Origin of the sequence: Cupriavidus sp. D39 (genome assembly GCF_026627925.1) — a bacterium.
In the GTDB taxonomy this organism is placed as follows: Bacteria; Pseudomonadota; Gammaproteobacteria; order Burkholderiales; family Burkholderiaceae; genus Cupriavidus; species Cupriavidus ulmosensis.
In genome coordinates, this window is record NZ_JAPNLE010000009.1 from 4,311,943 (window position 1) to 4,326,135 (window position 14,193).

Below are 14,193 nucleotides of genomic sequence, written 5' to 3' on the forward strand. Positions count from 1 at the left end.
AGGACAAGCTCGCGCTGGCCGGCAAGGGAGCCGCCAGCCAGGAGGCGCGCAGTGAACACGTTGCGCAAAGCCCTGCTGCCGGCACTGGTGACGCTGCTGTTTGCTGCCTGCACCACCGTCGGTCCGGACTACCATGTGCTCGACAACGCCGCCGTGAAGGCGGAAGCGGCCAACGGCCCGCTGCTCGGCACGAACAATCCCGCCGTATCGATTGCCGAGGTGCCCGATGGCTGGTGGCGCCTGTATGACGATCCCAAGCTCGACCAACTGGTGCAGCAGGCGCTCGTCGCTAATACCGATCTGCGCGTGGCAGCGGCCAACCTGAAGCGCGCCATCGCGGTCTACCACGAGGTGGAGGCGGAGAACCTGCCGGAAGCCAAGCTCTCCGCCAGCGCGGAGCGCGGGCAGATCGCCGGCGAGCCGCTGCTCAAGGAAGAGAAGATCCCGGCGATGAACTTTGGCGATGTCGGCTTCAAGGTTTCCTACCTGATCGACTTCTTCGGCAAGCTCGCGCGCGCCGATGAGGCGGCACTGGCCGGCGCGCAAGCCAGCCAGGCGGCGCTCGACCAGGCACGCGTTGGCGTGGTGGCCGAGACCGTGCGTGCCTACGTGCAGGGCTGCGCCGCGACGCATGAACTCACCGTGGCCGAGCATCAACTGGAGTTGCAGCGCCGCGGCGTCGAACTGGCCCGCAAGATGGTCGATGCCGGGCGCGGGCAGCCGGTGGACCTGCTGCGCTCCCAGGCCCAGGCCGACGTGCTGCGCGCTGCCTTGCCGCGCTTCAAGGCCGAGCAAGAGGGCGCGGCGTACCGGCTGGCGGTGATGCTGGGCAAGCCGCCCAGCGCCACCTCGCAGGCCGAGTACGCCTGCCACGAAGAACCCAGGCTGCGCCAGGCGCTGCCTGTGGGCGACGGCGCCGCGCTGCTCAAGCGCCGGCCCGACGTGCGCCAGGCCGAGCGCGAACTCGCCTCCGCCACGGCCAAGATCGGTGTCGCCACGGCGGATCTGTATCCGTCCATCCGCATCGGTGCCTCCGCCGGCTTTACCGGCATCCTGGATCACCTCGGGCAAGCGCCGACCGCGCACTGGGGCTATGGTCCGCTGATCACCTGGAACATCCCGACCAGCGGCACGCGCGCCCGCATCCACGGCACCGAAGCCGGCGCCGAAGCAGCACTCGCCCACTTCGATGGCGTGGTGCTCAAGGCGCTGCGTGAAACGCAGTCGGCGCTGAGCAGCTATACGCGGGAGCTGGAGCGCACCCAGGCGCTGCGCGATGCTCGCGACAAGGCCAATGAAGTCGCACGGCAGAATCGCCAGCTCTACCAGGCCGGCCGCTCGCCGTACCTGTCGAGCCTGGACGCTGACCGCACGCTGGCCAGCACCGAGGCGTCGCTGGCGGCGTCGGAAAGCCAGGTGGCGCTGGACCAGATCAATCTCTTCCTTGCGCTGGGCGGCGGATGGCAAAATGCGCCCAAGGTCGAGTCGCGCACGATGAGCGAGTGAGGCGCACTGAACGCGCACTGAGCGCCCGCCGAAGGCGCATCAGGCCGTCACCATGGTTAAAGCCATGCAAGCTTGCTTGCATGGCGCAACGGAATACAAGCAGCATGTCTAACTTCTCTGGTTTCTCTTTTCCCGCCCTCCGTAAAGCGCTGTCCATCGCGGTAGCCACGCTCGGCATCGTGGCATCGGGCGCTACGATGGCGCAGGAGCAGACCCTGCGCGTCGGCACCGTCAGCGGCCCGGACGCGCAGGTCTGGCAGGTAGTGCAAAAGGCCGCCAAGCGCCAAGGGCTCAACATCAAGGTCGTCGAGTTCAACGACTACGTGCAGCCCAACGCCGCGCTCGACGCCGGCGACCTCGACGCCAACAGCTTCCAGCACCAGCCCTACCTGGACAGCCAGGTGAAGCAGCGCGGCTACAAGATGGTCAGCGTGGGCTACACGTATATCTCCCCGCTGGGCATCTACTCGCAAAAGCTGAAGTCACCCAAGGACCTGCCGCAAGGCGCCAAGGTCGCCGTGCCCAACGACCCCTCCAACGAAAATCGCGCGCTGCTCTTGCTGGCCGCGCAAGGCGTGATCAAGCTCAAGAGCGGCGTCGGCACCAACGGCGTCAACGCAACGCCGCTGGATGTCAGCGACAACCCCAAGAAGCTGAAGCTCGTCGAGCTCGATGCCGCGCAACTGGCGCGCTCACTGCCCGACGTGGCAGCGGCGGTGATCAACACCAACTACGCGCTCGCCGCCGGCCTGCAGCCGACCCGCAACGCCATCGCGCTGGAAGACATCCACAGCCCGTACGCCAACATCATCGCGGTACGCACGCAGGACAAGGACAAGCCGTGGGTGAAGAAGCTGGTCGCCGCCTACCAGTCGGAAGAGGTGCGGCAGTTCATGAAGAACGAGTTCAAGGGCGCGATGGTGCCGTCGTTCTGATTGGGCGGGCTACCGGCGACATCCGGTAGTCCCGGTTGCGCTGGCCCAACAGTCAAGCCCCTTTCGGATCGCAAGGTCCGAAAGGGGTTGTTGTTTGTGTTGTGGCAGGCGGCTACTCCCTTGGCATGAACGTGATGTTGACGCCGGGGGCGCCACGCCGTTTTCGTCGCGCGGCAGCGGATCGGATCGCTCCACCGCGCGCAGCACGGCGCTGTCCCAGCCGGCATTGCCACTGGACTTGGTCAGCCGCACCGACAGCAGCGAGCCGTCCGGCGCCATGCGCACCGAGACCACCGCGGCCGGGTTGCCGGCAATCTCTTCGGTAAAGATGATGTTCGGCTTGACGCGGCGGCGCACGCGGTCCGCGTAGCCGGGCGAGGCATTGCCACCCGCACCGGCGCCTGTGCCCGCGCGGCTGCCCACGCCACCGGTGGTGGGGGCGCTGTTGGCCATGGCCTGCAGGCGGGCCAGTTCGCTCTGGCGCTGTTGCTTCAGTGCGGCCTGTCGCTCCGCCTCGCGCGCCTTGTGTTCGCGCTGATCAGCCTGCCTGGCTTCCTCGGCCGCTGCAGCCTGCTTGCGCTTTTGCGCCTGCAAGGCGATGTCGGCGTTCTCATCCGGTTGCGGTTTCACCACGGGTTCCGGCTCCACCGGCTTCGGTTGGACCACCGGCTGGGGCTGCGAGATGTCGGGCACCGTGTCCCACAGTTCCGCCTCCACGCCAGCCGGCGTGCGGCTTTGCCAGTGCACCCCATAGTAGAGCAGCATGCCCAGCAGCAGGTGCATGAACAGAGCCAGCAGGAAACACTTCAGCGTTCCTCGCTCCTGTACCAGTTGATACGGATAGGCAATGGTCTTCATGACGCGCGGCAGGCCACGTGCGGGCGATGCATAGTCAATGCTCTGTCACTTTTGAATCACTCTTGAATCCCTCTCACATCCCAGTGAAGGGCGTCGGTGCGGTGCTTTGTGCGCGAACCCGCGCATGGCATCACTCTATGCAGCTTAGGTCGGCATCGTTGCGGTAGGCAAGCGGGATTCCGTGGGGGTGCCAGCCGGCGCCAGGTCCAGCCTGGCGGTTGATCCGTCCCATCGCAATATTTACAGATCCCCACCGCACCGCTTGCACGCCTCAACCGCAACCTGACCCCAAAAAGTGCCGCCTCAGCCATCGCCCGCGCAGCGGCCGACGCCGCTTTGCCGGGCACGGTCTAAGCTATATGGGAAAGATCCCGCCCCCTTCCTTGCAGGGTGATTCGCCATGGCCGCTCGCTCCATTGCTTCCCTTTCCCTCAGCTTCGGGCTTGTCTCGATTCCCGTGAAGGTGTACGCCGCGACGGAAAGCAAATCGGGCGTCGGCTTCAACCTGCTGCACAAGGGGTGCGGCTCGCGCCTGAAGCAGCAGTACATCTGCCTGCGCGAGGACGTGGTGGTGGAGCGCTCCGAGATAGTGAAGGGCTACGAGTTCGAGAAGGATCACTATGTGGTCTTCGAGCCGGAAGAGCTGGATGCGCTGGAGGCCGAGGCCCGCCATACGATTGACATCGTGTCGTTTGTGCCGGTCGGCGCGATCGATCCTATCTACTTTGACAATGCCTATTACCTCGGACCGGACAAGCGCGGGGCCAAGTCCTATGCCCTGCTGACGGAGGCGATGCGGCAGACCGGCACCTGCGCGCTGGCCCAGTGGGTCTGGAAGGGCAAGCAGTACATGGTCCAGGTGCGCGCCGGGGACGATGGACTGATCCTGCAGCAGCTGCTCTATGCGGACGAGGTGCGCTCCATGGCCGACCTGCATGTCGAGAAGGCGGAGGTGCATGCCGCGGAGCTGTCGCTGGCGCTGCAGCTGATCGAGCAGAACACGGTGGCCAGCTACGACCCGGCTGCGTACGCGGACGAGGAGAAGGCGCGGGTGCTCGCGGCCATCGACAAGAAGATCGCGGGCAAGAAGATCACCGTGACGGAACATCGCGAGTCCAGCCAGGGCGCGGAAGTCATCGACCTGATGGAAGCGCTGCGCGCCAGCGTTCAGCAGCGCAAGCGCGCCGTGGGCAAAGCGGGCGCGGCGCCGGATGCGCCGAAGGCACGCAAGACCGCGCGCCGCGCGACGGCCGCTGCCCCGGCACCCGCGCCCGCGCGTCGCGCAGCAGGCAAGAAGTAATCGGCCAATGACGCTCTATACGATGCGCGAGGTCCAGGCCTTGCTCGGCATCCCGCGCTCGGTTGCCGCCCGGCTGATCGCGGATGGCGTGGTCACGCCAAGCCGCGGCGCGCGGCGCGAATACCTCTTCACATTCCAAGACATGGTCATGCTGCGGACCGCCAACTCGTTGCACGAGGCGCAGATCCCGAGCCGCAGCATCTCGCGCGCGCTCTCGAGATTGAAGGCATCCAGAGGACAGGAAGCGCCGCTGACTGGCGTGCGGATTCGCGCCATCGGCAACGAGGTGGCAACCCGTGACGCAGTCCGCCAGTGGCAGGCGGAATCGGGCCAGTTGCTGATGGACTTCGAGCCGGAGGAGGCCGCCGCCGTCCATTCCATTCATCAGGCTCCGGCCACCGAAGCGAGCGCCTGGTTCCAGGCCGGTTGCGAACTGGAGGCCGCGGCGCCCGACGAAGCGGAGCAGGCGTACCGCCGCGCGCTGTCGCTCGATGGGGGCTATCTCGAGCCCTATCTCAACCTGGGCTGCATGCTGTGCGACGCCGGCCACTTCGGCGAGGCCATCGCGCTCTATCGCTGTGGGCTTGCGCACCTCCCTCGCGAGCCGCTGATGCATTTCAACCTGGCGGTCGCGCTGGAGGATGACGGCCTGCAAGCAGAGGCGCTGGCCAGCTATGCGCATTGCATTGAACTCGCGCCGGAATTCGCGGATGCCCATTTCAATGCAGCCCGGCTGTATGAGTCGATGGGTGACGACATGCGGGCGATCCGGCATTTCAACGCGTACAGGAGGCTGCAGCCTCCTTGAAAAGCCAGCCGTCTTTTTATAGGATCATCGCAAAGGAGGGTACTGAATCATGAAGCAGGAAAACTTTGCGCGAGCACCGTTCGCGCCAGGGCAACCTGTCCTCGGCGAAGTGGTGGCCGTCGGCGCGATCCGCCCGGAAGCGGGCGACCTCGTTGCCGTGCGAAGCCGGATCGATCCACAGGTCGAATTCAACACGCGCCTGACACTGCCTGTGCCCGACGGCACGTGGAAAGCCGTGGTGTTCAGTATCGATCGCGCCGGCTGCGCGCTGGTGGAGTTCGGCGGCGTCAAGCTGGACGACGAGGTAGAGATTTCGATGGATCACTTCGTGTCGGTGCTCAAGTGCATACCGCCGCAGTGACGCAGTGAAGCGCCTGGCGCTACGCGACGGCGCGCAGCGCGTAGCGATAGCCGGCACGCAAGGGGAGCCCGGAAAGGCGCTGCCACTCCATGCCGGCGATCATGCCAGCTGTGCTAGCCCACCGTCACGGCGATGCGGCGAGGGCGCGCCTCGTCGCGGCGCGGGATGGTCAGCTTCAGCACGCCGTCCTGCAAGTTCGCCTCGATCTTCGTGGCGTCCAGGTCCGGGCCCAGCGCAAAAGTCCGCGTGAAATGCGGCTGCCGGACCTCGGCATGCTGGATGCGCAGGCCCGCTGGCGTGGGCACCACGGCCTCGGCATCGATCCGCAGGTTGCCATCATGGACATTCACTTGCAGCTTGTCCCGGGAGACGCCGGGAACGTCGCGCTTGGCGACTTGCGTCAGATCGGTCATGGCAATCTCCTGTGAACAGGCGAATGGGCTACTGCCCACCCCCATGCCCTGAGCCACTACGAAGAATGCAGCGCTAGCACCACGCCAGCAGGGGTTTCGTAGATGTCCACTGCAGGCACCAGCGGCGTCCTGGACGCGGACTTTTCGTCTTGCCGCTGCGTGCCCGCGCTCTCGATATCGCGACTGCCCGGGCGAAATCAAGTTAGTACTTTTCCGGGAATTTTCAAGAAGGCGGCAAGAGGGCGTCAGGAGGGCGTCAAGAGGGCGTCAGCGCGTTGCCACATTCCGGCCGTTCGGTGGACAGAGACCATATGCTCGCACATCGGATCACAACGCGCATGCAGGTTCCTTGGTTCTGAGCCGACGTCGGGTAGACGTTACCTGGTTCGCTATCCACCCCTTCCGTCTATTGGCTGGCAGGAACCCCTCATTGCGCAAATTGTCTATACGGCATATCGCCCTTTTTCGGGGAGATGCCAAATGGCTGCCACGCAAGCAGGGGCGATGCCCCTCTCCGATCAGGACGCTCGGCGCCAGTTGCGCCGAGCCGTCATCGCCAGCACGATCGGTACCACGATCGAGTGGTACGACTTCTTCCTCTACAGTACGGTGACCGGCCTGGTTTTCGCGAAACTGTATTTTCCGGAGTCGGATCCGGTCGTCGGCACACTGCAGGCTTTCCTTATCTATGCGGTCGGCTTTGTAGCACGGCCGGTAGGCGCGGCCATTTTCGGCCACTACGGCGATCGCATCGGACGCAAAGCCACGCTGATCGTGACACTGTTGTTGATGGGCCTCGCCACGTTTGCCGTGGCCTTTGTCCCTACCTATGCAGAGATCGGCATCTGGGGCGCCGTCGCGCTCACGGTGCTGCGCTTCATTCAGGGTGTGGGCGTCGGGGGCGAATGGGGTGGCTCGGTCTTGATGTCGATGGAATGGACCCGCACCAACGCGCATCGCGGCTTCGTCGCATCTTGGCCGCAGTTCGGGGTGCCGGCGGGACTGTTCCTGGCAAACCTGGCAGTGCTGGCCATGAGCGAGATCTCTGGCAGCGGCTTCCTCGCCTGGGGCTGGCGAGTGCCGTTCTTCCTCAGCATCGTACTGGTCGCGATCGGCTTCTACATCCGCTTGAATATCCTCGAGACGCCTACCTTCGCGCGGCTTTTGGCCGAGGGTAAGATCGAGAAGACGCCGATGCTTGAGGTGCTGCGCCGCCAGCCGAAGGACATCCTTCTCGCGGCCTTTGCCCGCATGGCCGAACAAGCACCTTTCTACGTCTTCACCGCCTTTGTCTTCACCTATGGCGTGTCGACACTGGGCGTGACACGCAACCTGTTGCTGACGGCGGTGCTGGCGGCTTCGGTGCTGGAATTCGGCACCATCCCGTTCTTTGGCCATGTTTCCGATCTGATCGGGCGTCGGCGGATGTACATGATCGGTGCGGCCGTGGTCGGCGTATTCGGTTTCCTCTATTTTGCGATGGTCGGCACCAAGGATCCGATGTGGATCTTCGTGGCCATTGTGCTCTCGCTGGTACCGCATTCGATGATGTACGGTCCCCAGGCCGCTCTGATCGCTGAATCCTTCACGGGGCGCCTGCGTTACAGCGGCGCGTCCTTGGGCTACCAGCTGGCTTCGGTCATTGCCGGCGGCCCTGCGCCGCTGATTGCAACTGCGCTCTTCGCTTACTACCATTCGGGCTATGCAATCGCGGGCTATATCCTGGCGTGCTCGGCGATCAGCCTGATCGCCGCTTCGCGGCTGGGCGACTACACGAACAAGGACATCTCGCAGGAATACGATGACGCGTCGACGACGGGCGATAGCGGACACGCGACCCCAGTTGCATGATCGATCCGCTTGCCGCTGCTCCGGTCAACGCGCCCGGGTTAGAGGCACAGATCCGGCGGCCGCGCCGCGCGGCCGCCTGCCTCGATGCGGGCCCCTACCCTTGACTCGTTTCAACGACGTCCTGCACTTGCGCCGGCGACGCGGTCGGTGCAGCCGACGGCGCGTTCTTCACCGAGTCCGGAACGCCGCCGACGAGGATCCCCGCCTCGACGGCCGCACGCACTTCGCTCTCCGACAGGCCTAAGCCGCGGAACACCTGTTCGTTGTGTTCACCGCGGAACGCCGGCGCGCTGCGCGGGCCGAGTTCGTCGTCTGAAAACCGCCACGGATAGCCGTGGATAAGATACGAACCACCTCGCCGATCAGGGACTTCCTGCACGGCGCCCCACTGCTTCGCCCAGTCGGTATCGGCGAGTTCCTTCAGCGAGCGGATCTGGCCGATCGCGATCTTCGCTTCGTCGAGCTGCGCATCGAGCGTCTTCAGGTCGCGGAACGATAGCATCCATTTTTGGATCACCGCATGCAGTGCGCCGTAGTTCTGCAGACGCCGCTCAGCGGTACTGAAGCGCGGGTCGCGCCCAAGGTCCATCCGGCGCATCGCGCGCAGGTAGTTCGGAAACGTGTTGCTGCCCACGATGCTCTGCGCCGCGACAAACGCCTCGCCCCCCGGCCCGACGAAGTGCGGGCCTTCGGTCGCGCCGAGCACGCCTGGCTCCGCGCCGGTATCGATACCCGCGAGATCGAGATGCGCGCGCTCGTTAATGGACAGCATCACGGCTGCCATCGCGACGTCAATGTACTGTCCCCGGCCAGTCACTTCGCGCTTGCGCACCGCGGCGAGCACCGCAATGGTTGCCTGCAGGCCCGCGTAGACATCTGCGTGCGACAGCGGATCTGTCCATTTTCGGCCAGCATCGATACCCTCGAAATGATGCATCGTGTTGTGCGTGAAGCCGGCTTCGGCTTGCACCGTGGGGGCATAGGCCATGCGCGACGCCCACGGCCCTCGCTGGCCATAGCCCGTGATAGACACGTACACCAGCTTCGGATTGCGCTGGCTGAGCGTCTCGTAGTCAAGGCCAAACGACTTGAGCGTGCCCGCCCGAAAGTTCTCGACGATGATGTCGGCTTCATCGCAAAGGCGCAGCACCAGCTCGCGCGCGCTCCCCACGTTCAAGTCGATACTGATGTTGCGCTTGCCGCTGTTCTGTTGCGCGTAGTAGCCCGACATGCCGTCCTGGTTCGGGTACGCGGCGCGCGACACATCTGGACGTGGTGGCTCGATCTTGATCACGTCTGCGCCGAGATCGGCGAGCGTGCGTGCACAGAGCGGTCCGGCCAACACCCGCGAAAAGTCGACGACCTTGAGTCCGTCTAGTGGTCCAGTCATGTCAGTTCCCTTCGAATTCTGCTGTGCCGGGGCCAGTCTTGCCGAAGGCTTCGAGCCCCGCTTGAGGTCCTGCGACGCCCAGATCGGCTTTTGCAGCTCGAACATCGCTTCGTCGGCTGCGTTCAGGCCTTCGTCGAGCGCGATGCGCACAAGCCGCTTCGTAGCGCCGTGCGCAACGGTCGGGCCGGCGGCCAGTTCCTGAGCGACCGACAGCGCAACCTCGTCGAGTTTGTCGTCGGGCACCACCAGGTTGATCAGGCCCCAGCGTTCAAGCGTTGCCGCGTCATAGCGACGGCCGAGCATCGACATCTCCTTGGCGCGGGCCGGTCCCGCCCGCACCACCTGACGCTGGATACCGCCAAGCAACGGATGCAGGCCGAGCGCGACCTCGACCGAACCGATCTTGGCTGATTCGGCGACCAGGCTGTAGTCGCAGGCGAGCACCACTTCGAAGCCGCCACCGAGGCAGGTGCCATTGACGGCTGCGACGATCGGAACTGGCAGCGTCTCGAACGCGCGTAGCACTTCGAGCGGATCGACCAGCCCTTTGCCCTGTCGCGCAATGCGATCCGGGAACAGCGACACCTCGGCGCCTGCCGAGAAATGCCGCAATCCGCTGCGCAACAGGATTGCGCGGGAACCGCGCTTGACCGCCGCGTCGAATTCTTCGAGCAGCGCGCGGTACATCGTTGGACCCATGAGGTTGTGCGGACGAAAATTCATCGTCAACACGGTCACGCGGTCGTTGATCTCACGCATCACGATAGGTTCGCTCATTGTTGCTCCATGTATTGGTTCAGGCGTTGTCGAATTGAACAGACAACGTTCGTTGCGAAGTTCCCTTGGTTTGAATCCAGGGCAGCATCCGGGCTTGCAGGTTGAGTTCATCCGACTGCCCCTCGGAGCATCTGGACGCCCGTCAATTCGCAGAGTTCGTCGAACGATATGTCCGAGCAGATCTCTACGACCTCCAGGCCCGAAGGCGTGATATCGATAACCGCCAGATCGGTATAGATCCGGCTCACGCAACCCATCCCGGTGACGGGATAGGAGCATCGTTCGACGATCTTGCTTTCGCCCTTTTTAGTCAGATGCTCCATCATCACGTAGACATCCTTCGCGCCAGTTGCGAGATCCATCGCACCGCCAACCGCTGGAATGGCGTCGGCTTGCCCGGTGTGCCAGTTCGCCAGGTCGCCATTGACCGATACCTGGAACGCGCCCAGTACGCAGTAGTCCAGATGTCCGCCGCGCACCATGGAAAAGGAATCGGCATGATGGAAGAACGCGCCTCCTGGAAGGAGCGTGACCGGTTCCTTTCCTGCATTGATCAGGTCATCGTCCTCATCGCCAGGCGCTGGCGCGGGCCCCATCCCGAGGATGCCGTTTTCGCTGTGAAGAATGATTTCCCGGTGTGGGTCCAGATGATTGGCGACAAGCGTCGGTACGCCAATTCCCAGATTGACGTATGCGCCTTCCGGGATATCTCGCGCAACGCGCTGCGCCATTTCGATCCGTGTAAGCTTTTTCATTTCTGCGATCTCGTCTCTAACGTTTCCGCCCGATTTGCAGGAAATGACGAAACCTGCACCACGCGTTTTACAAAGATTCCTGGGGAAACAACCGCCTCTGGATTCAACGCACCGAGTGGGACGATTTCGCTGACTTGCGCGATCGCAGTCGTCGCCGCGCTGGCCATGATGGGACCAAAATTGCGACCGGACATCCTGTAGGTCAGGTTGCCCCATTGGTCTGCGCAATGTGCCTTCACGAGCGCATAATCAGCTTTCAGCGGTAATTCGAAGATGTAGTTCTTGCCCTCTATCTTGCGGGATTCCTTTCCTTCCGCGAGCCTGGTGCCATAGGCTGTTGGGGTATAGAATCCGCCGATTCCGGCGCCTGCAGCCCGCATGCGCTCCGCCAACGTACCTTGTGGAATGACTTCAAGTTCCACTTCTCCCGCCCGATAAGCCGCGTCAAACAGGGTTGCTCCGGCGAGCCGCGGAAACGAACAAATCAGCTTCCTTACACGCTTCTGCCGAATCAGTGCACCGAATCCAGAATCGTCGCTTCCAGAGTTGTTGCTGATGATTGTGAGATCGCGCGCACCCTGCGCAACCAGCGCGTCAATCAGTTGCAAGGGAAGGCCTGCTCGCCCGAAGCCGCTGATCATGATGATTGCACCATCCTTGACGTCCTCTAGCGCGGCTTCGCATGTTTCCAGAATCTTGTTGAGCATAAGAATTCCAAAGGCGACTGATGTGTCTGGCCGCTTGGGTAAATGGCGCTCCAACGACGTCCCTTGCAGTGGTCTTGAACCAGACCCGGAGCGAGATCTGCTGCGAGGCGCGAAGCTTCGCACCACGTTTGCGCTTTGATAAAAAGCGATCTCGAGGGAGGCGAGCAGCCAGAAAGCTGGGAGAGACCGCGGTGACGGCTCGGCCGTTGCCGCGGGCAGTTGAGTATCAGCGTACGAACTGTTTCAGGCGAAACGGGTCCGATCAGCCTTCGCTCGGATCATAGGGCGACGCCCGGTTTTCAAGCTTCCACCTCATCTCGGCTTCCGTATCGGGACGAGGTGGGTGAATGCTGTCGATCAACCACAGTTCGCGCGGTGTTTCGCCGACATGCAACTCGAAGTGGTAGCCCCGATCCTGAACGAAGGGTGCAATCGCGGCATTCGCTTTGCGCAGCCAGGACGCCGTCCACTCGACGTCCTTGGAGATGTGCCTGGCGAATTGGTCCAGTCGGATTCTGACGAAATCGCCTCGCTCCTCGCCTCCCATGTAGAAGGAGTCTTTCGGCTGTTCATGGAACAGAACGCCTACGTAGAAGCGAGGAATGATGTAGATGTCGGCGATGCGATTTGCCATCTCCTTTTTTCTTCCGCCGTGTAGGCGCCGACTGGATGATAGATATTCCACAAAGGCATTTTTTGTCTCCATGCTTTAAAGATGCCGCGCTTATCATGTCAAAACATCTGATTCTCTTTCGAAAAAGGACGTGACATCAGTAAGGCAGCGATATCGATAGCCAAGGAAAAGACTATCGGATTAAGCCCATGTTTTTCGCAAATGCAGCATTCTTAGCGAAGGCGATGCGGCTGCCTATCAGCTTCCTTTAGGTTTCAATGGTAGAGTGCCAACCGGGTCCGTAGTGATCAGTTTTTTATTAACGAATTCCTCGAAACCGGCCATCGACAGCTCCCTCCCGAATCCAGAGTTCTTGACACCGCCAAACGGTAGCTGGGGAATCGTCGAAAACGGTCGATTTACAAACACCATGCCGCTGTCAATACGCGCGGCAATCTGCTCGCCGCGCTCAAGATCGGCGGTCAGGATGGAGCCGCCGAGTCCATATTGCGTATCGTTTGCGAGCCGAATGGCTTCTTCTTCATTTGCAACAACGAAGAAAGAAGCGATAGGGCCGAAGAGCTCTTCCCGATAGATCGGGTCGCTCGTGTTGATGTTGCTAAGTATGGTGGGTTCAATATAGAACCCTTCCCGATCGATGCGATGGCCGCCACACTCGATAGCTGCGCCGGAATCAACTGCGCGCTGGATCTGGTCAAGAAGGTGATCGAGGGCTTTTTCTGACGAAATCGGCCCAAGCGTCGTATTCGCGTCCGCAGGGTCGCCAGCCTGCAGGGCGGTCATGGCCTTTTTAAAGCCGCTGAGGAATTCCTCGCCGCGCTGTTTGCCCACGACGATGATGCGTTTCGAGCCAACGCAAACCTGTCCGCAATTCAGCGTCCGTCCGATTAACGCGGTATCGATGGCCCATTCGAGTGGAGCATCCTCCAGGACGATCATGGCATCGTTGCCACCGAGTTCGAGTACGACTTTTTTCAGATTGCGCCCAGCCCGCTCAGCAACAGCGGCGCCGGCTCTTTCACTGCCCGTTAGGGTTACTCCGCGCACGCGTGGATCGTCGATGATCCTCCCGACCTGGTCAATCGACGCGAAGACGCTGGTGTAGACCCCCGCGGGCGCACCAGCTTCTTCAAACAGTCGAGAAAACGCCAGTGCACATTGCGGCACGTTTTCGGCATGCTTCAAGATGAGTACATTGCCAACCATGAGCTGCGGAGCGGCAACGCGGGCGATCTGGTAGTACGGGTAATTCCACGGTTCGACACCCAGCAGGATTCCAACCGGATAAACATGGACTTTGGCGCCGGACACCTCCGGCACTTGTTGCGGCTCAAGGAACTCGTGTGCGCGCTGCGCGTAGTAGTCGAGGATATTTGCTGATAACTTCACTTCGGCGCGTGCTTCGGCGATCCTCTTTCCCATCTCCAGCGTGATAATCTGCGCATATTCTTCCGCCTTGTCTCGCAGGATAGATGCCGCCTTCGCGATAACCCGCGCACGATCCGCAACGGACCGATGCCGCCAATCCAGTTCAAAAGCACTTTGAGCCGTCGCAATAATGTCCGCGATCTCGTGGTCATTCGCGCTTTCGAACGTCTTGACTAATTTTCCTGTCGCAGGGTTGATTGTCTTGTATTCCATCTAGCGCTCCTCGCTATGTCAGCAGAATATGGACGGAAAATGGAATCAGATAGCGCCCGAGCCCCTGAATTTTTTACCATCCATGCATCGTTGGCTCATTCTGGACTTGACCCTCCCGGCTGACAATCCCATTGGGAAAGGATGCAGCGTTCACTGCTAGTTAACATGGCGCCGACGACGCAGTCTCCAAAAAAGGGATGGGCAGGGCACGTCGGTCAGTGCGCACGTGGCGTGGTCTGGTGTGGCGCGGGCGGCCA

General features: G+C 62.3%; 11 protein-coding genes and 2 pseudogenes. 6 read left to right on the top strand and 7 right to left on the bottom strand.

Going from position 1 to position 14,193, the window contains the following annotated elements; all coding sequences use genetic code 11:
• Window positions 1-51 precede the first annotated feature (51 nt).
• On the top strand, window positions 52-1,506 hold the full coding sequence (locus tag OMK73_RS32170; protein WP_267605573.1) for an efflux transporter outer membrane subunit: 1,455 nt from the start codon (window positions 52-54) through the stop codon (window positions 1,504-1,506).
• 104 nt (window positions 1,507-1,610) lie between these two features.
• Entirely contained in the window at window positions 1,611-2,441 is an 831-nt protein-coding gene (locus OMK73_RS32175) for a MetQ/NlpA family ABC transporter substrate-binding protein (protein ID WP_267605574.1), read from the top strand.
• 112 nt (window positions 2,442-2,553) lie between these two features.
• Here OMK73_RS32175 and OMK73_RS32180 read toward each other — a convergent pair.
• Window positions 2,554-3,299 (bottom strand): annotated as a pseudogene (locus OMK73_RS32180) (TonB family protein).
• Between the two features lie 400 nt (window positions 3,300-3,699).
• On the opposite strand from OMK73_RS32180, the gene OMK73_RS32185 reads away from it, so the two are divergent.
• From OMK73_RS32185 to OMK73_RS32195, 3 genes are read left to right on the top strand one after another with little or no spacing between them, the layout of a single operon-like run.
• Window positions 3,700-4,599, top strand: coding sequence for a Ku protein (locus OMK73_RS32185; RefSeq protein WP_267605575.1), 900 nt, complete (start codon window positions 3,700-3,702; stop codon window positions 4,597-4,599).
• Window positions 4,600-4,606: 7 nt separating this feature from the next.
• The gene (locus tag OMK73_RS32190) at window positions 4,607-5,407 is read left to right on the top strand and encodes a tetratricopeptide repeat protein (RefSeq protein WP_267605576.1); all 801 of its coding nucleotides are present in this window, start codon (window positions 4,607-4,609) and stop codon (window positions 5,405-5,407) included.
• A gap of 49 nt (window positions 5,408-5,456) precedes the next feature.
• Window positions 5,457-5,768 carry a hypothetical protein gene (locus OMK73_RS32195; RefSeq protein WP_267605577.1) on the top strand — a complete coding sequence of 104 codons (312 nt, stop codon included), beginning with the start codon at window positions 5,457-5,459 and terminating at the stop codon, window positions 5,766-5,768.
• A 113-nt stretch (window positions 5,769-5,881) separates the two neighbouring features.
• Here the strand turns inward: OMK73_RS32195 and OMK73_RS39475 are convergent.
• Window positions 5,882-6,357, bottom strand: a pseudogene (locus OMK73_RS39475) (Hsp20/alpha crystallin family protein).
• Window positions 6,358-6,661: 304 nt separating this feature from the next.
• Here OMK73_RS39475 and OMK73_RS32205 point away from each other — a divergent pair.
• The gene (locus OMK73_RS32205) at window positions 6,662-8,032 is read left to right on the top strand and encodes an MFS transporter (RefSeq protein ID WP_267606591.1); all 1,371 of its coding nucleotides are present in this window, start codon (window positions 6,662-6,664) and stop codon (window positions 8,030-8,032) included.
• A gap of 94 nt (window positions 8,033-8,126) precedes the next feature.
• On the opposite strand, the gene OMK73_RS32210 is transcribed toward OMK73_RS32205, so the two are convergent.
• From OMK73_RS32210 to OMK73_RS32230, 5 genes are all read right to left on the bottom strand, one after another.
• On the bottom strand, window positions 8,127-10,199 hold the full coding sequence (locus OMK73_RS32210; protein ID WP_267605579.1) for a CoA transferase: 2,073 nt from the start codon (window positions 10,197-10,199) through the stop codon (window positions 8,127-8,129).
• A gap of 107 nt (window positions 10,200-10,306) precedes the next feature.
• Window positions 10,307-10,954, bottom strand: coding sequence for a 3-oxoacid CoA-transferase subunit B (locus OMK73_RS32215; protein WP_267605580.1), 648 nt, complete (start codon window positions 10,952-10,954; stop codon window positions 10,307-10,309).
• The gene (locus tag OMK73_RS32220; protein ID WP_267605581.1) at window positions 10,951-11,661 is read right to left on the bottom strand and encodes a 3-oxoacid CoA-transferase subunit A; all 711 of its coding nucleotides are present in this window, start codon (window positions 11,659-11,661) and stop codon (window positions 10,951-10,953) included. Before OMK73_RS32220 ends, OMK73_RS32215 begins: the two co-directional genes overlap by 4 nt.
• A 262-nt stretch (window positions 11,662-11,923) precedes the next feature.
• The gene (locus OMK73_RS32225; protein ID WP_267605582.1) at window positions 11,924-12,295 is read right to left on the bottom strand and encodes a tautomerase family protein; all 372 of its coding nucleotides are present in this window, start codon (window positions 12,293-12,295) and stop codon (window positions 11,924-11,926) included.
• Window positions 12,296-12,532: 237 nt separating this feature from the next.
• A complete protein-coding gene (locus tag OMK73_RS32230; RefSeq protein ID WP_267605583.1) occupies window positions 12,533-13,936 on the bottom strand; it encodes an NAD-dependent succinate-semialdehyde dehydrogenase in 1,404 nt (467 codons plus the stop codon).
• Window positions 13,937-14,193 lie beyond the last annotated feature (257 nt).